Origin of the sequence: Psychrobacter sp. 1Y1 (assembly GCF_051847395.2) — a bacterium.
Lineage (GTDB): Bacteria > Pseudomonadota > Gammaproteobacteria > Pseudomonadales > Moraxellaceae > Psychrobacter.
On sequence record NZ_JBPYDF020000001.1, the window covers coordinates 12,720 to 36,290 of the forward strand.

General features: G+C 43.9%; 23 protein-coding genes. 11 read left to right on the forward strand and 12 right to left on the reverse strand.

The genetic code is table 11. From position 1 onward, the window contains the following. Window positions 1–22: 22 nt before the first annotated feature. Window positions 23–451, reverse strand: a complete 429-nt coding sequence (locus ACS8FA_RS14035; protein ID WP_406947838.1) for an MAPEG family protein — start codon at window positions 449–451, stop codon at window positions 23–25. 11 nt (window positions 452–462) lie between these two features. Then, the gene (locus ACS8FA_RS14040) at window positions 463–876 is read right to left on the reverse strand and encodes an OsmC family protein (RefSeq protein ID WP_114701777.1); all 414 of its coding nucleotides are present in this window, start codon (window positions 874–876) and stop codon (window positions 463–465) included. A gap of 476 nt (window positions 877–1,352) precedes the next feature. Here ACS8FA_RS14040 and ACS8FA_RS14045 point away from each other — a divergent pair, with 476 nt between their 5' ends. Beyond that, window positions 1,353–1,871 carry an RNA pyrophosphohydrolase gene (locus ACS8FA_RS14045; protein ID WP_057761956.1) on the forward strand — a complete coding sequence of 173 codons (519 nt, stop codon included), beginning with the start codon at window positions 1,353–1,355 and terminating at the stop codon, window positions 1,869–1,871. A 97-nt stretch (window positions 1,872–1,968) separates the two neighbouring features. On the opposite strand, the gene ACS8FA_RS14050 is transcribed toward ACS8FA_RS14045, so the two are convergent. From ACS8FA_RS14050 to ACS8FA_RS14060, 3 genes are all read right to left on the reverse strand, one after another. Continuing rightward, on the reverse strand, window positions 1,969–2,790 hold the full coding sequence (locus tag ACS8FA_RS14050) for an NRDE family protein (protein WP_439264454.1): 822 nt from the start codon (window positions 2,788–2,790) through the stop codon (window positions 1,969–1,971). A 108-nt stretch (window positions 2,791–2,898) separates the two neighbouring features. After that, a complete protein-coding gene (locus ACS8FA_RS14055) occupies window positions 2,899–4,362 on the reverse strand; it encodes a DUF4139 domain-containing protein (RefSeq protein ID WP_439264452.1) in 1,464 nt (487 codons plus the stop codon). A gap of 12 nt (window positions 4,363–4,374) precedes the next feature. Then, on the reverse strand, window positions 4,375–4,551 hold the full coding sequence (locus ACS8FA_RS14060; RefSeq protein WP_439264450.1) for a hypothetical protein: 177 nt from the start codon (window positions 4,549–4,551) through the stop codon (window positions 4,375–4,377). A 412-nt stretch (window positions 4,552–4,963) separates the two neighbouring features. Here ACS8FA_RS14060 and urtA point away from each other — a divergent pair, with 412 nt between their 5' ends. The 8 genes from urtA (at window position 4,964) to ACS8FA_RS14100 (ending at window position 13,921) form a co-directional block, all read left to right on the forward strand. Then, window positions 4,964–6,316, forward strand: a complete 1,353-nt coding sequence (urtA, locus tag ACS8FA_RS14065; protein WP_439264448.1) for an urea ABC transporter substrate-binding protein — start codon at window positions 4,964–4,966, stop codon at window positions 6,314–6,316. Window positions 6,317–6,544: 228 nt separating this feature from the next. Then, window positions 6,545–8,365 (forward strand): urea ABC transporter permease subunit UrtB, encoded by a 1,821-nt coding sequence (gene urtB / locus ACS8FA_RS14070; RefSeq protein WP_439264446.1) that lies wholly within the window; start codon window positions 6,545–6,547, stop codon window positions 8,363–8,365. 10 nt (window positions 8,366–8,375) lie between these two features. Then, complete coding sequence (urtC, locus tag ACS8FA_RS14075) at window positions 8,376–9,446, forward strand: urea ABC transporter permease subunit UrtC (RefSeq protein ID WP_439264444.1); 1,071 nt, start codon at window positions 8,376–8,378, stop codon at window positions 9,444–9,446. 44 nt (window positions 9,447–9,490) lie between these two features. Then, window positions 9,491–10,300 carry an urea ABC transporter ATP-binding protein UrtD gene (gene urtD / locus ACS8FA_RS14080; RefSeq protein WP_339343442.1) on the forward strand — a complete coding sequence of 270 codons (810 nt, stop codon included), beginning with the start codon at window positions 9,491–9,493 and terminating at the stop codon, window positions 10,298–10,300. Between the two features lie 78 nt (window positions 10,301–10,378). Beyond that, complete coding sequence (urtE, locus tag ACS8FA_RS14085) at window positions 10,379–11,077, forward strand: urea ABC transporter ATP-binding subunit UrtE (RefSeq protein ID WP_057761967.1); 699 nt, start codon at window positions 10,379–10,381, stop codon at window positions 11,075–11,077. 304 nt (window positions 11,078–11,381) lie between these two features. Then, window positions 11,382–12,266, forward strand: coding sequence for a prolipoprotein diacylglyceryl transferase (gene lgt / locus ACS8FA_RS14090; RefSeq protein WP_439264442.1), 885 nt, complete (start codon window positions 11,382–11,384; stop codon window positions 12,264–12,266). Between the two features lie 148 nt (window positions 12,267–12,414). Then, the gene (locus tag ACS8FA_RS14095) at window positions 12,415–13,284 is read left to right on the forward strand and encodes a thymidylate synthase (RefSeq protein WP_057761971.1); all 870 of its coding nucleotides are present in this window, start codon (window positions 12,415–12,417) and stop codon (window positions 13,282–13,284) included. A gap of 64 nt (window positions 13,285–13,348) precedes the next feature. Continuing rightward, on the forward strand, window positions 13,349–13,921 hold the full coding sequence (locus ACS8FA_RS14100) for a dihydrofolate reductase (protein WP_439264439.1): 573 nt from the start codon (window positions 13,349–13,351) through the stop codon (window positions 13,919–13,921). Window positions 13,922–14,049: 128 nt separating this feature from the next. On the opposite strand, the gene uvrC is transcribed toward ACS8FA_RS14100, so the two are convergent. Further along, the gene (gene uvrC, locus ACS8FA_RS14105; protein ID WP_439264437.1) at window positions 14,050–15,894 is read right to left on the reverse strand and encodes an excinuclease ABC subunit UvrC; all 1,845 of its coding nucleotides are present in this window, start codon (window positions 15,892–15,894) and stop codon (window positions 14,050–14,052) included. Window positions 15,895–16,048: 154 nt separating this feature from the next. Further along, window positions 16,049–17,572: a DUF3360 family protein gene (locus ACS8FA_RS14110; protein WP_165598203.1), complete on the reverse strand. Its 1,524-nt coding sequence runs from the start codon at window positions 17,570–17,572 to the stop codon at window positions 16,049–16,051. A gap of 512 nt (window positions 17,573–18,084) precedes the next feature. On the opposite strand from ACS8FA_RS14110, the gene ACS8FA_RS14115 reads away from it, so the two are divergent. After that, a complete protein-coding gene (locus ACS8FA_RS14115; protein WP_439264435.1) occupies window positions 18,085–18,645 on the forward strand; it encodes a DUF4442 domain-containing protein in 561 nt (186 codons plus the stop codon). A 224-nt stretch (window positions 18,646–18,869) separates the two neighbouring features. Here the strand turns inward: ACS8FA_RS14115 and rplS are convergent, their stop codons facing one another. From rplS to rpsP, 4 genes are all read right to left on the reverse strand, one after another. Then, window positions 18,870–19,289, reverse strand: coding sequence for a 50S ribosomal protein L19 (gene rplS, locus ACS8FA_RS14120; protein WP_101205948.1), 420 nt, complete (start codon window positions 19,287–19,289; stop codon window positions 18,870–18,872). A 205-nt stretch (window positions 19,290–19,494) separates the two neighbouring features. Then, a complete protein-coding gene (gene trmD, locus ACS8FA_RS14125) occupies window positions 19,495–20,259 on the reverse strand; it encodes a tRNA (guanosine(37)-N1)-methyltransferase TrmD (protein ID WP_102092093.1) in 765 nt (254 codons plus the stop codon). A gap of 77 nt (window positions 20,260–20,336) precedes the next feature. Next, window positions 20,337–20,870 (reverse strand): ribosome maturation factor RimM, encoded by a 534-nt coding sequence (rimM, locus tag ACS8FA_RS14130; protein WP_101205950.1) that lies wholly within the window; start codon window positions 20,868–20,870, stop codon window positions 20,337–20,339. Window positions 20,871–21,034: 164 nt separating this feature from the next. Beyond that, the gene (gene rpsP, locus ACS8FA_RS14135) at window positions 21,035–21,304 is read right to left on the reverse strand and encodes a 30S ribosomal protein S16 (protein ID WP_021812802.1); all 270 of its coding nucleotides are present in this window, start codon (window positions 21,302–21,304) and stop codon (window positions 21,035–21,037) included. A 426-nt stretch (window positions 21,305–21,730) separates the two neighbouring features. Here rpsP and ACS8FA_RS14140 point away from each other — a divergent pair, with 426 nt between their 5' ends. Continuing rightward, complete coding sequence (locus ACS8FA_RS14140; protein WP_439264431.1) at window positions 21,731–23,206, forward strand: ATP-binding protein; 1,476 nt, start codon at window positions 21,731–21,733, stop codon at window positions 23,204–23,206. 38 nt (window positions 23,207–23,244) lie between these two features. On the opposite strand, the gene ACS8FA_RS14145 is transcribed toward ACS8FA_RS14140, so the two are convergent. After that, window positions 23,245–23,424 (reverse strand): hypothetical protein, encoded by a 180-nt coding sequence (locus tag ACS8FA_RS14145; protein ID WP_439264429.1) that lies wholly within the window; start codon window positions 23,422–23,424, stop codon window positions 23,245–23,247. Window positions 23,425–23,571: the final 147 nt, after the last annotated feature.

The following is a 23,571-nucleotide window of genomic DNA, read 5'->3' on the forward strand; positions in this document are numbered from 1 at the left end:
TCGTTTGAATTGAGGACATGCCCTAGACGCTGACTCGTATCGCTAAATAAAATAGCATTAGACAGCAGGCCATTGATAATACCCAAAGGATAGAGCGGAACATTGCCAAATTAGTAATATATGCCACACAAAAACCAATTCGTATCATCACATACAGCCAAGCCAATACGTTGATAATCGATTGCGGTACAAAGAAAAGCATAGCTACCAATACTGCTGCCAAGAATACTGGCAAGGTTTCATAGCTGTTTTGTTGTGCTGCATTAGCACGTGCTGCCATGCCTGTCGCATTTTGAAAAAATTCGCGAGGATGTGCATTATTTCTGATTCTAAAGCCACCAGATACTTTTGCAACGATTGACACCGCCCATGGCAATAGACTTGCTACCACCATGGCTAAAATGGCAGACGCCACTTTATCAGTTACCAACTCAAAGAATGCACTTATCATTATATAAGTCCCTAGCCTGCAACCACTTCGAAGTCATGGGTGATATTGACCCCACCTGCTACTAACATACGGCTGGCAGAACAGTATTTTTCTGCTGATAACTGGATGGCTTTTTCGACTTGTTTTTCTTTGACATCTTGACCAGTGACAATGAAATGCATATGAATATCAGTATAGACCGCTGGTACAGTTTCAGCGCGCTGGGCGGTTAGCTCACAACGTACATCCGTCACTGCTTGGCGTGATTTTTGTAAAATCTCTACGACATCATAACTGGCGCAACCACCTAGTCCTAGCAAAATCAGCTCCATCGGGCTTGAGCCTTTTTCTTTATCAGCATCAATTTGTACATTATGTCCTGATGGTGACACACCCATAAAGGCTTTGTTCTCTTGCCATATGACGCTTGCTTTTGATTCTGACATTGTAGATGTTCCTTATTTTAAATGGCGTATTGCCTATTATTATTGTGTAGATGATATATTGCCCAGCTAGTGTAGCATAAGCCAAAGCAAGATTTTATAGGCTCATTGTTTTGCTGCTAGCTCACCAGTGAAACCTGTGCTTTTATCACTTTATACATATCGAAATAGTGGACTTCGATAGTTTACTGAATAATTGTATATCTATACGCCTATTACTACTCTTCAACACTTGCCTAAAAACTCCGTATAAAAAACCTACAAAAGTTTGCTTGTAAATAGTTGATTTTAAAAGGTAAAACTCGTGAAACATTTTATAGCAAAATACTGTTACACATTTTGCTTGTTTCTTGGTTTAATAACGGTAATGAATCTTGTTTTGAGCGGATATCGATAACAATCACCTTATAATAATTACGATTGCTGTCACGGTTTCAAGTCAAAACAAGCTATTTTTAAACAAATTAAAAGGTTTAGTCATGATAGATGCAGACGGCTTTCGCGCCAACGTCGGCATCATCTTGGCAAATACACAAGGGCAGGTTCTGTGGGCAAAACGTATTGGTCACAACGCTTGGCAATTTCCGCAGGGTGGTATCGACCGCGGGGAAACGCCGATGGATGCAATGTATCGCGAGCTCTGGGAAGAGGTCGGCTTACATCCGCGTCACGTAGACTTATTGGCAGTCACGCAAGACTGGTTGCGCTATCGTTTGCCAAAACGTTATGTACGTCATGGTCAGCATCCCTTATGTATTGGGCAAAAACAAAAATGGTTTTTGCTACGCTTAGATGAGCCAAATACCCAACATATCCGCTTTGACGAAGGGAAACCTGAATTTGACCATTGGCAATGGGTCAGCTACTGGTATCCACTCGGACAAGTGATTCACTTTAAACGAGGCGTTTATCGTCGTGCCTTGCAAGAATTGGTACGCGAACTCCCGCTAAAGCAAGAGCTGATCATTCCTGAGCAAAATAATCATTTGCTTATGTAATGAGTTACTTAATAGTACGATGCAAAACACCCACGATAGTAGCTAGAATGTTAGCAATTACCGTGGGTGTTTTTTTATTATCTACTAACAGTCATTGTTAGTGACTATCAAACTCTCGACTAACAATGTCAGCCGTGTAGTTCGCTCCCTTATCTCTCTCTTTGCGCAACGTTAAAATGCTTTGAGTGCGGGTACCATAAGTAGGTTTGCTAGTTTCAGTATCGCCAAAAGCGACGGGTTCAATATAAACAGACGATAGCATTTGCTCCACTTCAAATGCCACGCCAGTAACAGGCAATTTATCTTCTGGTGCTTTGGTACTATCTGACAAAACGTTAAAAGCCGCCGCTTGCCAGTACGCAGGTGAGCTATCCTCTGCAATCAATGGCAGCACTTCTTGACGTAGTCGCCCGCGCAACCGCTCTGTCTTAAACCAGCTGGCCTCTGGTTGACCATTAGAGATAACATGTAGACCTGCATATAATGGCGTGGGTGCATGACCGCGATTATTGACGATTACAGCTTGCGCAGCGTCACCAATGATCAGATTAAAACCCGCATAATCCTGCAAATCAATCTGCCGTGCAAAATCCATCGGACTTAAAGTCCCCGTTAGAAACTCGGTAACCAATGCACCACGTGAGCGCTCATCACTGCTTGCTTGCACTCCATCACGAAAATTCAACACCGCAGCCCAACGACCATTTTGTTCATAATACTCTGGACTCTGCGCTGGCGACGCTTGCTGATGAATGCCTAACCACGTGCCACCGCTTTGCTTATCGCGTCCAGCATAAATAGGTTGGTCAGACCACTGGTGAAGCGGCTCAGTTGGGCGCTGCAAAAACTCATCACGGTTAGACAGTAGTACTAGCGGTAACTCATCAAATAATTGCCAAGCAATAGCGACAATACACATAGCTTTCCTTTTATAATAATTTTCGTTATGCGAGTAATTTTTAATAAAGGCAAAAATATTATTTCAGACTTTACCTATTAATAAGGTAGCACTTACAGGCAGTAATTATTAATTGCCAGTCAGCAATTTATTGGCAGGATAAATAATCTGGGAGGTTGAACGTATTACTTGTGATTGTTTACTTGGTAAGTCAAACTCCCACGCCACCATACCTTGATTGTCATTCCAATCTCGCTCAGTCACAGGCGGCGTATGCGTCACCGCAACTTTTAAACTATCGTCACGACTGATAGGCTCACTGCCCAGTACTTGCAAGCGTACGCTACGATTGTGCTGATTGGTAAACTGATATGCTTTGGTGGTCGTCAGTGTTTGCGTACGGTTTAGCACACCTTTTTCACCTTGCTTATCTTCATTGGTCAGCTCTTTTACGAGCATATTTGAGTCACGACCAAATCCAATCCCCTGCTCTTTTAGCACTTGATAATTATAACGCGATTGACCTACATAGTTGTCATCACGGTACAGCTGTAGCGAACCATCGACCCAGTCTGGCGTCAAAAACGGCGCTGACGCATACCAGTAGGCAGCAGTCTCAACACTTGGCGTACTACGAATCCAGAGCTTACTGTTACCTGCCTGCTCGCCAATCACTGTGCGTACGCGTCTCCCGTCACTTGGAATACTAACCAACTGCGGTAAACGATACTCAATAATGCCATTTTTATTTTGGCTACTGACCGTAAAATTAGGTAGCGGTGCCATAGCTGCCCCTGCTCCTTTGTTATAAGTAGGCTCTTCCATCATAACAGGAGACGCATCCATCATAAGTAGCTCACGTCTTACTCGAGTATCTTCGCTCTCTTCATACAATGACAGACGATGCACATACGGCAATTGCCCCGTCGTACTTTGGTTAGGATTAACGGTACTAAGTATCAGTGGTACGTTTGTCCAGTTCTCGCCAGTTTGCTGAGCGATAATCGCAGAAGCTGTGATACTTAACTGCTCACTGTTTGTGTTTAGGCGAGCTTGATACGCAGGCTCCCAACCTGCACCTTGCACTTGATAATGCAACTTAATACTACTTGGCGAGCGACTTGCCGTACGTATACTCACCTGTGTCACCTTGTTAAAGGTCGATGTCGCGCTGCCTGACATAAGCTGATTAAGTGCATCTTGAGCACGCGCTTGTCGCTGTTGAATCTCTAAAATTCTTTGGTTAATACTGGTCGCTTGAGTTTCTATATCGCGGGCATTATTGGCAATCGTACTATCTGTATTGACTTGCGTGGCTTTGGTCAAATTCTGCAAGTAGGCCTTTGCTAACCGTGCTGCTTCTAATTCAGCATTGATATTGGCTAGGGTATTTTGTTGGGTCTGTACTTTGGCGTCACCTTGATATTGGCACTGGGCTGCCTGCTCACCTGTCAACTCTTCAATACTAACTTCCCCAACGCTAACATTACTCGTCGCTTGTACACTTAGACTTTCTTTATCTATATAAGGTGACAAGCACGAAAACACCACCATTTGCTCACCTCTATCTTTGATTGGCAATGCGCGCGTCACGCTCGCCAGCCCCTAATAAATGGTCACTTGCTCGACACTACTGGTGGCCGCTTGCGCCGAAGACAATCCCAAAATAGCACTACTACTAAGTACAAATGGCAGGATAGCAAATCTAGTCATTTGGTTAAGTGGCGGTAATACGCTGCCATGGTCTGTTGAGACAGACGAATCCGTTAATTGTGCGTTCATACATCATTCCTTAGCAATAAAATCCATCATGGCAGCCACGCATTGGCTCAACGCGCAAAATAGTAACTATCTTAGAGATATTACCGTAGCCGTTTTACAGGTCTTTGGCAATAAATGCTTTTGGTAGACAGCATTTTTAGTAAACAGCGCCTTTAGCGATAAATCTCTTCATATGATAGCTATTCAATTTTAAAAATTTGGTTTTTGATATTGCACCATTTTTTTGTTCATTTCCCCTTTATGGTGCAATTTATTTACCATCCTGCACTAAATTAATGAATATATTAATCAGAACTTAATTATTGCTCAATTATTACTCGATTATTGGCTTTTTTAACTTGGCACGGAACTTGAACTCTTAATAGGTGTTCAGAAACATTATTTTACCTTTTGTATGTATTAGGAGATGTCCATGTTTTCGTTACCAATTTTAGCCAATACTCAAGTAGCAGACCCTCAATCACACGGAAAAATAAAATCACGTTTTTCGTTACTAGCGGTGGCCGTTGTTGGCAGCTTAAGCCTTATAGGTTGTCAAAAACCTGCCGAAACTGCAGCATCAACAGAGACAACCACTGAAACCAGCACAGAAACAACCACCGAGCCTGCTGCTGATGGCGACACTATCAAAGTCGGCATACTACATTCGCTGTCTGGCACCATGGCCATCTCTGAAACCTCTCTAAAAGATACTGCATTGATGACGATTGATGAAATCAATGCCAATGGCGGTGTGCTCGGTAAGCAACTCGAACCAGTCGTCGTCGACCCTGCTTCTGATTGGCCATTATTCGCTGAAAAAGCCCGTCAGCTACTCACTCAAGATAAAGTAGATGTCATCTTTGGTGGTTGGACCTCGGTATCACGCAAATCAGTACTGCCAGTGGTTGAAGAGTTAAACGGATTGATGTTCTATCCAGTGCAGTACGAAGGACAAGAGCAATCAGAAAATATCTTTTACACGGGTGCGGCGCCAAATCAACAAGCTATTCCAGCAGTAGAGTACTTGATGAGTGAAGAAGGCGGCGGTGCAGAGCGCTTTGTATTGTTAGGTACTGATTACGTTTATCCACGCACCACCAACCAGATTTTAAAGGCGTTTTTGAAATCAAAAGGCGTGGCTGATGCAGACATCATGGAAGAGTACACACCATTTGGTTTCAGCAATTATCAAACCATCGTATCTAACGTTAAAAAGTTCTCAACGGGCAAAAAGACCGCGGTTATCTCGACCATCAATGGCGACTCAAACGTTCCGTTCTATCGTGAACTAGCGAACCAAGGTATCAAAGCGTCAGATATTCCAGTCATGGCATTCTCAGTTGGTGAAGAAGAGCTACGCGGTATCGATACCAGTCTGTTACAAGGGCATTTGGCGGCGTGGAACTACTTTATGTCGATCAAAAACCCAACCAACAGTGCCTTCACCAAACGCTATAAGCAGTATGCATTGGACCAAAAACTACCAAATGCTGAAAAAGTCGTGACCAATGATCCAATGGAAGCTACTTATGTCGGTATCAACATGTGGAAGCAAGCTGTCGAAAAAGCAGGTACGACTGATGTCGACAAAGTGCGTATCAGCATGGCGGGACAAACGTTCGATGCACCTTCTGGCTATACATTAAAAATGGATGAAGAAAACCATCACCTATGGAAGCCTGTCATGATTGGTCAAATTCGTGCCGACGGACAGTTTGATACGATTTTCAAAACGCCAGAAGTTATCCAAGCCCAGCCATGGAGCGAGTACATTCCTAAATAACTCGTTCTACAAATAAAGCGGTACTGAAAAGCACGTGGATAGTAATTGAATAGTAAGCGGATGGATAAACGACACCAATAACCGTCCTAACGCCTACTCTCCACATTTATTTTCAACACTTATTCTTAACTTTTAAATAACGTCAAACCTTACCAACTCTTCTATCGCTTAGTACGCTAGGCAGTAGTGGCTAAGGGTTTGTTGTCTGTGAAAAACAGGGAGCCGCACATGCAGCACCATACTTTATGCCCCTTTGCAGGGCAAATATCATCTAAGAATGGTAATGATCAGCAAGCATCAACGAGCGGGTTAATGAGGCACGCTGCGATTTTTTCAATATCTATACCTATGCGGCTACTTGCTCTGACTGCATTATTTATAACGATTTTTACCACTTCTGCATATGCTGACCATGATGGCCCAGCACATAATCATGATACGAATACTACTCATAGTGAGCCATCACAGGTCACACCTGTCAACGCAACCACTTCTACTCAAGCCAGTACCTCAACAGCAACCTCTATAAACTCAGGCGATGCCATTCAACAATTTGTAGCTGGCGATTTTAGTAAGCGCCAAACCATGTTAAGTGACTGGCCTGGATCGGTTGAGAGTCTAGATAGCTTGGTTGAGTTCATTGCCAATGATGAGCTATATCAAGGTAACGGTGGGCAAACTTATTTGCTTAATAAAGATGATCAGCTATTTACCTATCCTAATAAAGAAGAGACAGCTGACTGGCCTAGTGATTTATCACAAATCACCTTGACCAATGCGCTACGCTCGGCGCTCATCTTTGGACAGGCTAAGGTAAAGCTAGCATCTGATAAGCCAGCACAGCGCCTACAAGCTGTGGACATTTTGGCCAACAACATTGATCAAGTAGATCCAGCCATTATTACAACAGCAGCGGAAAATGAAGACAATACTAAAGTCAAAAAGGCACTAACTGCGTTACAAGCTCGTATTGATTTCAAAAACGGCGACCTACCCACTCAGATTGCAGCTGTGCACCTACTCGCTGATAGTGATAACCCACAAGTTTTGGTCGATATTGAATCTGCTCTCGCGGCTGATGGCTTAGATGCCTCGCTTAAAGCGGCGCTTATCGATGCTGAATCCAGTGTGTCACGGCGTATTGAAATAAGCACATGGACGGGTCATATTTTCACCGGTATGAGTACCGCCAGTATTTTACTGCTAGCGGCTCTTGGCCTTGCCATTACCTTTGGCTTACTTGGCGTGATTAATATGGCGCATGGTGAGCTGATTATGATTGGGGCTTATACCACTTATATGGTGCAAAACTTCTTTCAAGCTTATATGCCAGATATGGCAGGTTGGTATTTGCTTGCTGCTATTCCGGCTGCTTTTTTAGTCAGCGCTGTCATCGGCATGATTATTGAGCGCATTGTCATTCGCCCACTATATGGTCGTGAGCTAGAGACATTGCTGGCAACATTTGGGGTGAGCTTAATATTGATGCAACTGGTGCGGATGATTTTTGGTGCGCAGAACGTTGAAGTTAGTAACGTGGCATGGCTTAGCGGCGCATATCAAGTGTCATCCAGCCTTGTACTACCTTATAACCGTATCGCCATTATTGGTTTTACCGTCATTGTCGTGGCGCTACTGGTGTACTTACTCAACAAAACCCGCTTTGGATTGTTTATACGAGCCGTCACCCAAAACCGCCAAATGGCACGTGCTGTCGGTATCCCTTCTGCACGTATCGATATGATGGCATTTGGTTTGGGCTCTGGTCTGGCTGGTATGGCTGGCTGTGCCCTTGCTCAAGTAGGTAACGTAGGTCCTGATCTGGGTCAAACGTATATCATTGATACGTTTTTGGTCGTCGTCGTTGGTGGGGTCGGCCAAGTATGGGGCGCTGTACTAGCCGCCTTGGGACTTGGTGTGAGCGGTACGGTACTTGAGATTGGTATAGGTGCGGTATTGGCAAAGATTGTGTTGTTGGTTCTTGTGATTCTGTTTATTCAGAAACGGCCACAAGGTTTATTTGCACTCAAAGGCCGCTTTGTCGAATAAGGAGACTCCTATGATACTGACCAAATTACTGTCTGATACGCCGCGTAGTGCTGTTTTAATTGGCTTATGTTTTGCCATACTACTCATACTGCCTTGGCTACATCTTATGCCAGAGACCTCAGCCTTTCACCTTTCAGCCTACTGGATTACCTTGATTGGCAAAATCATGGCGCTAGCGATGGTGGCTTTGGCACTAGATCTCGTATGGGGCTATGCTGGCATCTTAAGCTTAGGGCATGGCTTGTATTTTGCGTTAGGTGGTTATGCGTTTGGCATGTACCTAACACGTGAGACAGCAGGCGATGCGCTTCCTGATTTTATGCGCTTTTTGAGCTGGACTGAAATACCATGGTATTGGGCTGGCACGCAGCATTTTTGGTGGGCAGTCGCACTGGTTGTATTAGTGCCTGGCTTGGTTGCTTTTCTCTTTGGTTTCTTTGCCTTTCGCTCAAAAATTAAAGGCGTTTATTTTTCTATCATTACTCAAGCCATGGTCTATGCAGCAGCCTTGCTATTCTTCCGTAATGAGACAGGCTTCGGTGGTAACAATGGCTTTACTGGTTTTACTACCCTTCTCGGCTATGACATTACTGCTGCCTCTACCCGCTCAATGCTGTGCTTTGTCACAGCCTTAGCATTGTTAATCTCTTATATGGGTTTACGTCATTTAATGAATCAGCCGTATGGTCGAGTCCTCGGTGCCATTCGTGACAGCGAGAACCGCCTGCAGTATCTAGGCTACCGTACGTTGTGGTACAAGTTATCCGCTTGGGTATTATCCGCTGTCATAGCTGGTATCGCGGGGGCACTATACGTGCCGCAGGTAGGTATTATCAATCCGAGTGAGATGAACCCAGTGAACTCAATTGAGATAGCCGTCTGGGTAGCGACTGGTGGTAGAGGAAGCTTAATTGGCGCGATTTTAGGAACTGGTGTGGTCAATGCTGTGAAAACCTACTTTACCGTCGCCTACCCTGAGTTTTGGCTACTGATATTAGGCGGACTATTCGTCGTCGTGACGTTGTTTTTACCCAATGGCATTATGGGCTTGTTCGATCGATTCAAAAAGGAGAAACAATAATGCTAAATGATAAATCACCATCGACCGAACAATCGACTAAGGCGCTGTCTGAATATGATCATACTGATGGACGTGACGGTCTCAGTCATCCCAAAAAATCTGGCGTCGACTTTAGCCATGGTATTGCTCTGTACTTAGAAGATGTGAGCGTTTGGTTTGATTCGTTTCGCGCACTCAATAATTTGTCGCTCTATATCGAAGAAGGCGAGCTACGCTGTATCATCGGCCCAAATGGCGCTGGTAAAACCACACTAATGGATGTCATTACGGGTAAAACCCGCCCTACGGAAGGCAGCGTGTTTTTTGGTCAGACTCATAACCTTGCCAGCTTATCTACCGAACAAATCGCTGAAGCAGGTATCGGCCGTAAGTTTCAAAAACCTACTGTCTTTGAAAATTTTACCGTAATGGATAATCTGTTACTTGCTGCGCCGAAAGACAAACGTGTGGTCAAGAGCTTATTCAACAAACTCAATGCCGATACTCGCGATACTCTCGACGCGACCCTACAACAAATTCGTCTGACAGACAAAATCAACAAGCCAGCTGGCTTGCTCTCACATGGGCAAAAACAATGGCTAGAGATTGGCATGCTTTTGATGCAAAGCCCCAAGCTAATTCTGCTTGATGAGCCTGTGGCCGGTATGACTGATGCAGAAACTGAACATACCGCTGAGCTGTGTCTACGTCTTAAAAAGAACCATACCTTAGTAGTAGTTGAGCATGACATGACCTTTATCGATGCTATCAGTGAAAAAGTCACAGTATTGGCACAAGGGGCGATTTTGGCCGAAGGTACGTTAGCGGAAGTGCAAGCCAATGAAGCAGTGATTGAGTCCTACTTAGGTCGATAGCTAAACGTATCATCTAGACGAGCCAAACGAACATTCCCTTTAAAATATTAGAAAAGTTTTAGAGTTTAGGAGACAGCCATGTTACAAGTGAACGATATCAACCAGTATTACGGCGGCAGTCATATTTTACGAGATGTCTCGTTTACAGCACCTGTAGGCGCATGCAGCGTGGTACTTGGACGTAATGGCGTGGGCAAAACTACGCTACTTAAGTGCCTGATGGGGATACTACCGATTAAATCAGGAGAGATTTTGCTCAATGATAAAGATATCAGCAAGATGTCTCCAGAGCAACGTGTCCGAGCAGGTTTGGCTTATGTACCACAAGGACGCGATATTTTTTCGACACTGACGGTAGAAGAGAACATATTAATTGGTATGGCAAAGTTTTCACGCAGTAAGGCCAAACACGTACCTAAGCATCTGTATGATATTTTTCCCGTACTCGATGAGATGAAACATCGTCGTGGCGGTGATTTGTCTGGTGGTCAGCAGCAGCAACTTGCCATTGCACGCGCCTTAGCCTCCGAACCGACTGTGTTAATTTTAGACGAGCCAACTGAAGGTATTCAGCCCTCTATCATTAAAGACATTGGCCGAGTCCTGCGTGACCTAGCAGATAAAGGTGACATGGCCATTGTACTGGTTGAGCAATTCTATGAGTTTGCCGAAGAGCTTGCTGACAATTACACGGTACTATCACGCGGCAAGGTAGTCTCACAAGGCGCAGGCGATACGATGGTCGAAAACAAAGTACAAGATCTGGTCGCCATCTAATTTCTTTTAATAATAGGTGTAATAATACAAATTGGTAGTGAACGCTCGATAATGCTAAAAATGGCACTTTTATCTCAAGCTGCTAGCTACCAAGATTACATATCATCACGAAAACACTCTCTAATTAAAGTCACTTTTTTACCTCACGTCTTATCTTTTTTGCCTCTTAGCCTATACATTCTGTACCATCTAAAAAACTCAAATCACTCATACACTATGATTGGCGTCATAGCAATTATGTATGCCCAGCGAACGAAATTTGCTATTATAGTCAGCATTTTATTATCAATATTATGATGCCCTTATGATGATTCATCCTCAGTACGATCCTGTAGCATTAGCAGTTGGACCTGTCGAAGTCCATTGGTATGGGCTGATGTATTTGTTGGCATTTGCCGCCGCCTACGGACTGGCATGGTATCGCAGTACCAAGTGTGAAGGCTGGACGACAGATATGGTCTCAGACCTAGTGTTCTTTGGCGCACTTGGTGTGATATTAGGTGGCCGTGTCGGCTATGTATTGTTTTATCAGTTCGGTGAGCTACTCCAAAACCCTGCTTATCTGTTCAAGGTCTGGGAAGGAGGCATGTCATTCCATGGCGGCCTGATTGGTGTCATGTTGGGTATGCTGTATTTTGCCCGCAAATATAAAAAGACACCTTTCCAAGTGCTCGATTTTGTTGTTCCCTGCGTACCAACTGGTTTATTGTTCGGACGTATTGGTAACTATATCAATGCCGAGCTATGGGGCCGCGTCTCTGACGGTGGCTATAACTGGTTGACCTACTTCCCGCAGGCCGCTAGTGTTGATATGCAGCAGCTACAAGCTAACCCTGCGCTACAAGACCTTATGACTGAAGTCAACGGTCAGTACCTGTTGCCTCGTCACCCGTCGCAACTGTATGAAGCCCTTGCAGAAGGTCTGCTGTTATTTCTATTCTTGTGGTGGTACTCATCAAAGCCCCGTCCTCGTATGGCAGTGACCGGTGTCTTTATGCTTGGTTATGGCTTTAGCCGTTTCATCATTGAGTTCTTCCGCCAGCCAGACATCGACCAAGGATTCATCTTGCTAGGTTGGATGACCAAAGGTCAGATACTAAGCGCCCCAATGATAATTATCGGTCTGTTCTTGATCGGTTATGCCTATAAACGCGGCATCTACGACTGGGGTAAGCAAGCTGCTTATTAAGCCTACCCTTTTGTGATAAAGGTTGATGACTTAAAATAGGATAAGCTGTCAAAACGCTTATCCTAGCAATACTTTCAATAATGACAGTGTATATATCGACTATTCATCTAGCCTGTATGTGCTGTCAGCAGTAACTAAAGAGCATTTTATGATCAATGGCATCCAAAGTAATAACGAGCAAGGCTATTTAGATTTGCTACGCCACGTTCTCGACAATGGCACCGAAAAAGGTGATCGTACTGGCACCGGTACGCTTAGCCATTTCGGCGCGCAGCTACGCTTTGACTTAGCAGACGGCTTTCCACTGCTAACGACCAAAAAAGTTCACTTTAAATCTATCGCTTATGAGCTATTATGGTTTTTAAGTGGCAGCACTCATGTCGATTATCTCCAACAGAATAACGTTCGTATCTGGAATGAGTGGGCGACAGCAGAACAGACCGCGCGCTTTAACAGACCTGCTGGCGATTTGGGTCCTATCTATGGGCATCAATGGCGTAACTATGGTGCGACCAAAAACGAAGATGCCAGTTATAACGCTGATGGCGTCGATCAAATCGCACAGGTCGTTGAACAGATAAAGACCAATCCGAATTCGCGCCGTTTGATTGTCTCTGGCTGGAATCCAGGTGAAGCAGAGCAAGTAGCCCTACCACCATGTCATACATTATTTCAGTTCTTTGTCGCAGACAATAAGCTGTCATGCCAGCTATATCAACGTTCGGCTGACTTATTCCTAGGCGTGCCTTTTAACATTGCGAGCTATGCGCTATTGACTCATATGATCGCGCAGGTGTGTGGTTTAGAAGTTGGAGAGTTTGTTTGGACAGGTGGTGATTGCCATATCTATCAAAACCACCGTGAGCAGGCTGAGTTACAGTTGACTCGCTCGCTATATAAACTGCCGACATTGTCTTTGAATCCTGAAGTAAAAGACATATTTGCATTTGAGTACGAAGACATTAGCGTCAATGACTATGAGTCGCACCCTGCTATCAAAGCCAAAGTTGCCGTATAGAGTTAGTCTGGTTAACTACGCTAAATAAGAGCAAAATTTAAGAATACAATAAAAAGGATATATTATGAGCTATGCCCATACCGAAGTTGCCCAAATCGCTGCTATTAGTAGCAATCGCTGTATTGGCAAAAACAATGAGCTACCGTGGCATATCTCAGCAGATTTGCAACATTTCAAAAGCATGACGACCAAAGAAAATGATAGCAAGATTCAAGGTATCGTGATCATGGGTCGTAAGACATTTGAGTCAATGGGTAGTAAACCATTACCTAAGCGTGTGAGCTTCATTGTCACGACACAGATGGATTATGCTGAGACAAATGGTCTCGCAGATAGTAGCAATGCTTATGTGGTACATAACTTAGATGATGCTCTGACACAAGCAGCTAGCCTTGCTCATGGCGCGCATCTTGATACGATTTGGGTGATTGGCGGCGAGCGAGTATTTAGTGACGCTCTGATGTACACCGACCGTATTGAGCTGACTCATGTAGATACTGATATTGCAGACGGCGATGCCTTTTACCCTGAGTTGCCAGAACGCTTTAAAGTAGCAAACGAATCTGAGCAGATGCACGATGAAAAAAGCGATTTAAGCTTTAAGTTTACCACTTATAAAGTAGAAACTGATAAGTAGTAAAAGCCTATTAAAAAGGGGCAGTCTTAGATAATTTTACTTATCCAAGACTGCCCCTTTTTTTAATCTCCACACAGTCGTATTTATAGACAACCAATAAAAACTGCTGCTTGATAATATCTAATCCATTACTCGTGCAATACTTTATAAACCGTCTTTGCGAGTACTGGTCCGATACCTTGTACGCCTGCCAACTCCTGCTGTGAAGCGCCTAACAGCTGCTGCATACCACCAAAGTGATTGAGCAAGTCACGACGACGTTTCTCACCCAGTCCCGGTATTACCTCTAGCACTGATGATGAGCGACGCTTATCGCGTTTTTTACGGTGAGCGGTAATCGCAAAACGATGCGCCTCATCGCGAATATGCATCAGCAAGTGCAATGCTTTGCTATCCATCGGTAGATCTAACGGCTCATGATTGATAAAGTGCAATACCTCAAGCCCAGCCTTGCGCCCTTCCCCTTTTGCCACACTAATGAGCAAGGTGTCACCAAGAATACCCAACTCAGTTAATACTTCTTTGGCAATACCAAGCTGACCTTTACCACCATCAACCAATAGCAAATCCGGCAATGGCTGCTTCTTATAACGTCTGGTCAGCACTTGCTTCATCGCTGCATAGTCATCGCCGCCTTGGATATCATGGATAGCATACTGACGGTAATCGCGACGGCGCGAGCCACCTTGGTCAAATACCACGCAGCTACCGATGGTCGCCTCACCCATCGTATGTGAAATATCAAAACATTCAATGCGATCAATCGTCCGATCGGTGACAGTCGCCAACACGTCTTTTAGCGCACCAAAGCGTGCATGCAGCTCTAAATAATCGCCAAGCTTGGTTTTTAGTGCATTACTAGTATTTAGTGTAGCTAAGTCCAGCCACTCTGAACGGTGCTCACGCACATTGGTCTTGATAACTACTTTATTACCGAAATGCGTTGCCAATGCTTCACTCACTGCCACCTGATCTGGTATCTGATGGCTTAATATGATTTCGGCTGGCAGATCATCGGTCACTTGGAAATAAAATGACGTAATGAAGGCCGATAAGTTATCTGCTAACGACTCACTACTATCCACATCTGGGAAATAATTTTTTCCACCCAACACACGCCCCCCACGTACTGTCAGCACGTTCACACAGGTCATGCCAGCCTGACTAGCAATCGCAATCACATCTGCCTCACCTTGTACTGTGTAGACTGCTTGCCTTGCTTGTACTTCGCGTAGCATGGACAGCTGATCGCGATAAAATACCGCCTTTTCAAAATCTAACGCTTCAGCTGACGCTTCCATCTTTTCAATCAGCGTACTATGGATGTCACTAGAGTCGCCTTTTAAAAAACGGATGGTATTGTTCACATCTTCTGCGTACTCTTCTGGCGATACCAAACCGACACAGGGCGCACGGCAACGTTTGATCTGATACTCAAGGCAAGGACGTTGACGCTGCTTAAAAAAGGTATTGGTACATTGACGCATTTGAAACATCTTTTGCATCAAGACCAACGTTTCTTTTGCCGCATGTGCAGAGGGAAACGGGCCAAAGAATCGACCTTTTTGATGATTGCCTTTGCCGCGACCGTAAGCCAAACGTGGATAAGGTTTATCGGCTGAGATAAATACATAAAGATAGGATTTATCATCACGCAGCAGCACATTATAAGGTGGACGATGCTCTTTGATTAGATTCTGTTCAAGCAACAGCGCTTCGGTCTCACTACGCGTAATGATAGTCTCAATATTATGAATCCGCGCCACTAGCGCCCGCGTCTTTGGATGATCAATCGTCTTGGCAACATAGCTATTTACTCGGCTTTTTAGCGACTTAGCTTTACCAACGTATAATATATCGCCGTTCTTACCCAGCATCTTATACACCCCTGGCAAGTTAGGCAGGCGTTTAATCAGATGCTTAAGACGGGCTTTTTTATCATCGACAGGACTCGATTCTGAGACATTAACCATAGAATTTATTGCTCTTAAAAACCTTAGTAATACTGCTAGTTATGGGGCGGGAGTCATTGTTTTACAAGCCAATTATTATCGCAGCGCTACCCATAAAAAAGCCAGCTTTCGCCGGCTTAGTTTGTTCTATTATCGTTTATCCAATCACATACTACTAATGACGGAAGTTAGCCATCAATGCTGGGATACCTGGCAGCATACCGACGATAGCCATGACGCCTGTCAGTACCACAAACATAATACCTGGTATAATCCAGCGGCTCATCTTAGTCAAATTAGCACTACGCTCTTTAGAGCCGATCAAGCCCAAGTTATCAAGCAACAACGTGAGCGACCAACCAAAGGCAGGATTCACCAATGCAGAGGCAAACACCACAATCGCAGCAGACTGCGTGGTTTTACCTTCACGCGTCATCTCCATACCAGCTTCTAGTAATGGAATAAACACCCCAACGATCAAGGCCACACACATCACTGGCTGCCAAATGGCCAAATCCATCGGATAGCCCCAAACTCCTGCGATAATACAGAATAGAGCCGTCAATAAAGCACCGGCAGGAATTGGACGTTTAGCAATCGCCGCAGGAACAATATACGTTCCCCAAGATGACGCAAAGTTGGCGCCACCCAATACAGAGCCGACTACCTGACGAAATGAAGCACTGGTCATGGTGTCATCAATATCCATAAGCACTTTTTCAGTACGCTTAGGATAGCTGATTTTTTGGAACACCTGATGGCCCAAGAAATCTGGCGACCACATTGCCACGGCCAAAATAGCAAACGGCAGTACTACAATGAAGCTTTCAATCGTCGGCAGACCTAACATCCAACCTGTGTTTTCGCCCCACCAATACATTGGATTCATGTTTGGTAGACCTGGTGCTGTTTTGAACGCAAAAGGTGCGCCCAATGCAAATGCAAGACCACCACCTAACACACAGCTTAGCGGAACCGCGAGCCAGCGTTTTTGCCAATGTTCAAGCAATGCATACAGCAGGATAGTCGCCAGAATAATAAAGAAAGCGATATGTGACATGCCAATCCCTTCTGCCCAAGCAAAGAGATTTTTGACCTGTGAGGTGGTTCCGATAAAGCCCAAGTAAATCAAGAGGCCACCGCACACACCCTTACTGGTCAAATTAGCCAGCAAACTCCCACCTTTACTAATCGCGAGGAGCAGACCAAAAGCTCCGATAAGCAAACCAAAAGCCATCGGGTGTCCACCAGCTGCTACCACAATAGGAATCAGAGGAATAAGTGGGCCGTGAGTACCTGCAAGGTTGGCCGTCGGCAGTAGAAAGCCCGAAAATAGAATGATAAAAAAGGAGACGATCAATAGCTCATAGCGCACGTTTTCTAAAACAAACGCATCACCTAAGCCGAGTGGACCTGCAAAGGTTGCTGCGATGGCGCCCACCATAACAACTTTACCAATGGTCGCGGCCATTGCTGGAATAGTATCTTCGTATTCAAAACGGTAATCACGGAATGGTAAATTAGGACGCCAACGTTTCGGCTGCATGATTTGTAATTCATGGTTTAAATAAGCATCACGACTGTCGAAACTAGAACTGGGCTTATGCAAATCTACATAACTGCCTTGTACTTGACTGTCGTGGTTTACGTTCGAGGTCGGCGGATTAGACCCTGAAGAGGGGGTCTGAGGGTTACTCATCACATTTCCTTGTGTCGATTACATCTTTGATTGACTACACACGCTCTGCTCTAATGTCATAGACCAAAGCGCCTATTACAAACTGCGAACTATTGTATGCCAAGACTTGATGAAATGCGAACCTAAAACCATTTAAAGATACTATGTATCTCATTATAATATATAAACTAAAGTTTCTATTTGAGACAAAATTAACCTTAATAGAAAACCATGAGTAAAAAATCTCTCTGTTATAGACTTTGAATTAGGATAAACGACCATTTTATTGATAATTGTTTACATCTAGGTAGATTTTTATCACATAGATGAATAGCAAAGATAGTTATAATAAATAACGATCGTTACTTGTAAGTGGGCATAAATATGTCATTTCGGTTACGCTTTAGAGCTAGCGGGCTGAGTACTTTTTAATTATGATAAATACTTTTTATCGATTTATTTCTCAGTGACATTGTTTAAAACCGCATTATTGATACAATCAAAAAATTAAAAAAAGGCAACAGGACAAGTTTATGAGCGTATTACCTACCAACCTTGAGGCCTTGAAACGTCGGGCCAAGCAAAGCATCATGCCATTGCTGACACCGCATTTATTAAAGCTGCGCCTTAATACTTATGCACCATACATTGGCGCAGGTATCAAAATCGATCATATCAGTCTCGATCAGGGTTTGTGCGTGGTAAGCATGGGACTAAATACTCTGAACAAAAATATCGTCGGTACTCAGTTCGGTGGTAGCTTATATTCGATGGTTGACCCTTTTTATATGCTCATGCTGATGCACCAACTGGGTAGCAATTACGTAGTGTGGGACAAAAGCTCACACATTGATTTTGTTGCGCCTGGCAATAGCAAAGTCACTGCGCGCATGAAAATACCTAGCTCTGAAATCATTACCATTCAAGAGCTAGCAAAAGAAGGCGAAGCGGTATTCCGTGAGTATAAAGTCGATATCGTTGATGAGCAGCAAAAGCTCATTGCGACCGTTACCAAGACTTTATACATTAGACTGCGCAAATACAGTAAGTCCAAAGAGCAAGTCAACCGCATCGATACATTTGATGCTCAATAAACTTTAGCTTATAACTGGCACTATCAGAGCTGATAAAACTCAAATTATTAATGCTATACATACAAAAACCCCAATCTAACTTTCGCATAGATTGGGGTTTCGTCTTTTTTGGTATGGCCCGCTTATTTATAAATAAACCTATGAATAAGGGCTTGTATCTACTATTACCTTGTCTTGAGCCAATCCTAAAATTATAGGACTAATTCAAAACGGCAAACTTGTGCTTAGATACCAGGTGCAGTATCAACTGCATCAGGTACGCCAGCGTCAGTCTTTTTCTGAGCTGGACGTGGCGCAAGTTTTTCGCGGATACGTGCTGATTTACCAGAACGCTCACGTAAGTAGTACAGTTTCGCACGGCGAACAGCACCGCGACGTTTCACTTCAATGCTATCGATGATTGGTGAATGCAATTGGAATGCACGCTCAACGCCAACGCCGCTTGAGATTTTACGTACAGTAAACGCTGAGTTTAAACCGCGATTACGCTTAGCAATTACAACGCCTTCAAAAGCCTGTAAACGCTCACGCTCACCTTCACGTACTTTTACTTGTACCACAACGGTATCGCCGGGTGCAAAGTTTGGGCGCTCAAGCAATTGAGCGTTTTCGATGACCTGAACCAATGGATGCTTGTTGCTCATGAGAGTTATCTCCTCACATTAGATAATAGAGGCTTAACGCATATCACCTGTTTGTAATAATTAATCGCATCTCTTTATAGTGAGACACAACGTAAATGGGTTATAACCAACGGCCACTATGTGATGACTCGTTTTATTATTGCTCAAAATTCTGTTTCTTAACTGTTTATCAAACTTGCTAACGATAAAGTCAGATTTTAAAAATCTACTTTTTATCTGCTTTGGCCAATGCTTTCAACCACTTCGCTTGCTCTACCGTTGGGGTAAACGCTTGCCATAAGTCTGGACGACGCGTTTGCGTACGACTGACTTGCTGACTAAAACGCCACTTAGCGATATTGGCATGATGACCTGAAAGTAATACCTCAGGAACTGCCATACCCGCAAACTCATGCGGCTTAGTATAGTGTGGACAGTCAAGCAAGCCATCGACAAAAGAGTCTTGCTCCGCTGACTTGTCATCACCCATGATATCGGGCAGACGACGTATCACACTATCCATCAGCACCATTGCTGGCAACTCGCCACCAGTCAACACGTAATCACCTAACGATACTTCCATATCGACATATTGTGATAGTAAACGCTCGTCAATACCTTCATAACGACCGCATAATAAAATCATGCCATCGTAATCAGTCATATTGACTACGCTACTCTCACTAAGCGTCTGTCCTTGCGGTGACATATAAATCACCGGACAGTGCTCACTATCGACACGGCAACCATGTTGACTGGCACGCAATCGTGCATCCTCAATGGCTTTCGATAATGGCTCAGCCATCATCACCATCCCAGGACCACCCCCATAAGGGCGCTCATCAATACGGCGATAATTATCGGTGGTATAATCACGTGGATTAATGCATTCAATCGTAACTTGCTCTTGAGTCACTGCTCGGCCCGTGATTCCAAATTCACGAATCGTGGCAAACATCTCAGGAAAAATACTAATTACGGCAAAATACATCTGATGTCTACTTGCGTTAAGGCTAAAACAATCGGTGTAAGTACTAACAACGTCTGACTAAAAAGCCAGAAACGCTATCAATAATCACTCGGCCATGCCACAAGCACTGTTTTTTCAGTCATATTGACTTCTATCACAGTCTGCTTATGCCATGGAATCAGGCGTTCTTCATTGTCTAAACTGTCTGAATTTGCCGTTACACGCATGATGTCATGGGCACCGGTTTCAAACATTTCAGTGATATTACCTAGATACTCATCCTGCTCGTTCATCACGCGCAGACTGACCAAATCCGACCAATAATATTCGTCTTCAGCTGTTTCAGGTAGGACGTTTTGTTCGACCCAAACGGTAACACCGTTCATAGTCTCAGCAACATTACGATCAGGAATCTGCTCAAATTGAGCCACAATTCCTGTTCCTTGCTCACGCCAAGCCTTCACAGTTAAAGGTTTCATGCCAGTGGCAGTTTTCATCCACCACGGCTTCATGTCGAATATTGCTGTACGGTCATCCGTATCACTGAATACCCAAAGCCAGCCTTTAATGCCGTAAGGCTTCTTAAGCTGACCAATTTTCATAAGGGCACTAGCGTTTGGAACAGATGACATAGCAGCTAACCTAACAATGATTAAAACAGCAATTGCAAAAACAATTGCGTCAAAAGCGATAAACAGTTAATGGCGCACCCTGGTCTGACCAGTTACGCTATGTATTCTAAAGTCTACTGAGTCATGTCATAGTTTTCTACGAACGTCTCAGCAACAACCAAAACTTAAGCAGTTGCTTCAGTTTGAGCTGCAGACTTGTTGTAAGCTTTTGCTAATGAAGCAACGCGATCTGAAGGTTGTGCACCTTTTGCGATCCACGCATTGTACGCTTCCATGTTTAGGCGTACTGCTTCTTCAGACTCTTTAGCGAGTGGGTTAAAAAAGCCGATGTTTTCAATATAGCGACCGTCACGCGCGCGGCGTTGATCAGCAACAACTACTTGATAAAATGGGCGTTTCTTGGCACCGCCCCGTGCTAAACGAATAACAACCATGTGAATTCTCTCTTTCGCAGGTATACCAAAAAGGGCATAATTATATCACAGTCTTTATTTATTGAAAACATAAACTGTGCATATTTAATTATTTATTAACAATAGCTTAAATGTCGACCTAAGTAAAATATAACTGATACTAATGGCTTATTTTTAAAGTTTTTCTTTAAGTTCTGTAGACTCCTATGGTTATTTCTAAAGGTTTTACAGTTATTAGATGGTCTCACCCTTAAGTTTAACTTTATACCTATTCCAATAACTATCTAGCTCGCTCGTCGATTGCATACTGTATCAGTACTATTTATTGATTATGCTATTCTATGATATACCGCCATAAATTAACGCACATACTCGCCTTAAGACGACTATGTTTAGAGAACTACAGGCTATATCACACTAACTTTTCTTTTACTCTGTTGGACACATATGATCTCTCCGAACCCAAAGCCGCGTCGTAAAGGTTGGCTGCCACGCTCTTATTCCAACACTTGGCTAACGACCTTGATGGTTGCCTTTATCGTGCTTATCAGTGTGAGCTTATCGATTTTGTTCTTTTGGCGCAGTCTGTATCTGCCAGAGTTAAAAAACCATGCGCGTTATTTAACGAGTGAATTACAGCTGATCAATAGCGTCAATAAAGACTGGCAAGGTCGTCCCGAAGTACGTCAATGGATTTACCAGCACTCTCATGTCGTCGTGGTAAACAATCCGAGCGACTTTCCAGAAGTCGCTGACAAGCCATTCGTGAGCTTTTTTACGGATGTATTACAACGTGAAATCGGTGCACAGCTCGGCCGCCCTGTAGAAGTTTATTTTAAATTTAAGCCAACACCCCAGCTATGGGTACAAGATAGCCGTGATAGCAGTTTTTGGATACGTGAGCCTGTGGTTTACTATTCACAATATAGCCCAACGTTATTGGTGCTGTTTTTGATTGGACTGCCTATCCTATCGTTACTCACGATTATTCTGTTAGCGCGTCAGTTGAATCGCCCGCTACGCTACCTACAACGTGCAGCTACTAACTATATTAGGCTTGGTCATGCAACCACACTGCCCACTCAGAAAGGCCCCACAGAGATACGTCAAGTTAACATGGCGTTTAACCGACTGTTTACGACATTGAATCAAGCGCAAAAAGAGCGAACTATTATGCTCGCGGGCATCTCACATGATTTGCGGACGCCGTTGACACGTATGCGTTTGACCGCAGAGATGCTACCAGATGACTTCTTTCGTGAAGGGCTAATCTACGATATTGAGGATATGGATGCTATTTTGGAGCAGTTCATCTCATTTATGAAAGATGGTTCTGATGAGCCAGTCAGTTTGACCAATCTAGACACTATATTTAACGAAATCATGGTGCAGTTTGCGCCCATGAAGTTTGTATATGAGTCAGAATGCGACAAGGTCGTTCCCGTACGTCCATTATCCATCAAGCGTCTGATTATCAACTTGGTCAACAATGCCAATCGTTATGGAAAGCCACCTATTTATTTATCGGCTACGGTTATACCGACATTTATCGAAACTATCGAAGACGAAGATACGGATGTGGTCAGCGAAAATGTAGTGAACAAAGAAGCTCAAGAACAGTTAGTGATTTGTGTACGAGATTGCGGTAATGGCGTCGCTGATGATCAATTAGAGCGGATTATGCAACCGTTTGAACGTGGAGAGACGGCACGGACTACTCAAGGTAGCGGACTAGGTCTTGCAATTGTTGATCGTATTGCACGATTACATCATGGTACTGTTGAAGCCATCAACCACCCTGAAGGTGGGCTACAAGTATGCGTACGTATTCCTCTACTCTCCAAAGTCGCTGGAGATACTACATTGGCGGCTGACGTAGAAGAGGCATCTGAAGTAGACAGTATAGCGCCAAACTCAAAATAGCGATAAGACTTTAATCTGAATAAGCAAAGAGGTCAACGCTAGTCTTTGCTACCAATAGCCGGCGGAATATACTCAGCACTGTTAGTGAAAGCTAGGAGCTGGGTAATTTCAGCCTGAGCTGTTTGTAGTGTTTGGGTCGTTGACGGCTGTTTTAAGAATAGATAATAGCCTAGCGTAATCGCATTCAACACTACCAAGCCACCAAATAAATATGGCATCCTATGCCCTCCTATGACATTGTCCAACTGTCTTAAAAATAGCGACGAGCGCGTCACCCAGCTATAAAGCTGTATCCTGTTATACCATTAAGATGACGCTGATTATCTTTAGCAAAATGACTAATAATTATGGCCTAGCCTGATAAT

Bases quoted from the DNA above. Each gene is read 5' to 3' on its own strand.
- ACS8FA_RS14035 (WP_406947838.1), bottom strand. From the start codon at position 451: ATGATAAGTGCATTCTTTGAGTTGGTAACTGATAAAGTGGCGTCTGCC.
- ACS8FA_RS14040 (WP_114701777.1), bottom strand. From the start codon at position 876: ATGTCAGAATCAAAAGCAAGCGTCATATGGCAAGAGAACAAAGCCTTT.
- ACS8FA_RS14045 (WP_057761956.1), top strand. From the start codon at position 1,353: ATGATAGATGCAGACGGCTTTCGCGCCAACGTCGGCATCATCTTGGCA.
- ACS8FA_RS14050 (WP_439264454.1), bottom strand. From the start codon at position 2,790: ATGTGTATTGTCGCTATTGCTTGGCAATTATTTGATGAGTTACCGCTA.
- ACS8FA_RS14060 (WP_439264450.1), bottom strand. From the start codon at position 4,551: ATGAACGCACAATTAACGGATTCGTCTGTCTCAACAGACCATGGCAGC.
- urtA (WP_439264448.1), top strand. From the start codon at position 4,964: ATGTTTTCGTTACCAATTTTAGCCAATACTCAAGTAGCAGACCCTCAA.
- urtB (WP_439264446.1), top strand. From the start codon at position 6,545: ATGCAGCACCATACTTTATGCCCCTTTGCAGGGCAAATATCATCTAAG.
- urtC (WP_439264444.1), top strand. From the start codon at position 8,376: ATGATACTGACCAAATTACTGTCTGATACGCCGCGTAGTGCTGTTTTA.
- urtE (WP_057761967.1), top strand. From the start codon at position 10,379: ATGTTACAAGTGAACGATATCAACCAGTATTACGGCGGCAGTCATATT.
- lgt (WP_439264442.1), top strand. From the start codon at position 11,382: ATGATGATTCATCCTCAGTACGATCCTGTAGCATTAGCAGTTGGACCT.
- ACS8FA_RS14095 (WP_057761971.1), top strand. From the start codon at position 12,415: ATGATCAATGGCATCCAAAGTAATAACGAGCAAGGCTATTTAGATTTG.
- ACS8FA_RS14100 (WP_439264439.1), top strand. From the start codon at position 13,349: ATGAGCTATGCCCATACCGAAGTTGCCCAAATCGCTGCTATTAGTAGC.
- uvrC (WP_439264437.1), bottom strand. From the start codon at position 15,894: ATGGTTAATGTCTCAGAATCGAGTCCTGTCGATGATAAAAAAGCCCGT.
- ACS8FA_RS14110 (WP_165598203.1), bottom strand. From the start codon at position 17,572: ATGAGTAACCCTCAGACCCCCTCTTCAGGGTCTAATCCGCCGACCTCG.
- ACS8FA_RS14115 (WP_439264435.1), top strand. From the start codon at position 18,085: ATGAGCGTATTACCTACCAACCTTGAGGCCTTGAAACGTCGGGCCAAG.
- rplS (WP_101205948.1), bottom strand. From the start codon at position 19,289: ATGAGCAACAAGCATCCATTGGTTCAGGTCATCGAAAACGCTCAATTG.
- trmD (WP_102092093.1), bottom strand. From the start codon at position 20,259: ATGTATTTTGCCGTAATTAGTATTTTTCCTGAGATGTTTGCCACGATT.
- rimM (WP_101205950.1), bottom strand. From the start codon at position 20,870: ATGTCATCTGTTCCAAACGCTAGTGCCCTTATGAAAATTGGTCAGCTT.
- rpsP (WP_021812802.1), bottom strand. From the start codon at position 21,304: ATGGTTGTTATTCGTTTAGCACGGGGCGGTGCCAAGAAACGCCCATTT.
- ACS8FA_RS14140 (WP_439264431.1), top strand. From the start codon at position 21,731: ATGATCTCTCCGAACCCAAAGCCGCGTCGTAAAGGTTGGCTGCCACGC.
- ACS8FA_RS14145 (WP_439264429.1), bottom strand. From the start codon at position 23,424: ATGCCATATTTATTTGGTGGCTTGGTAGTGTTGAATGCGATTACGCTA.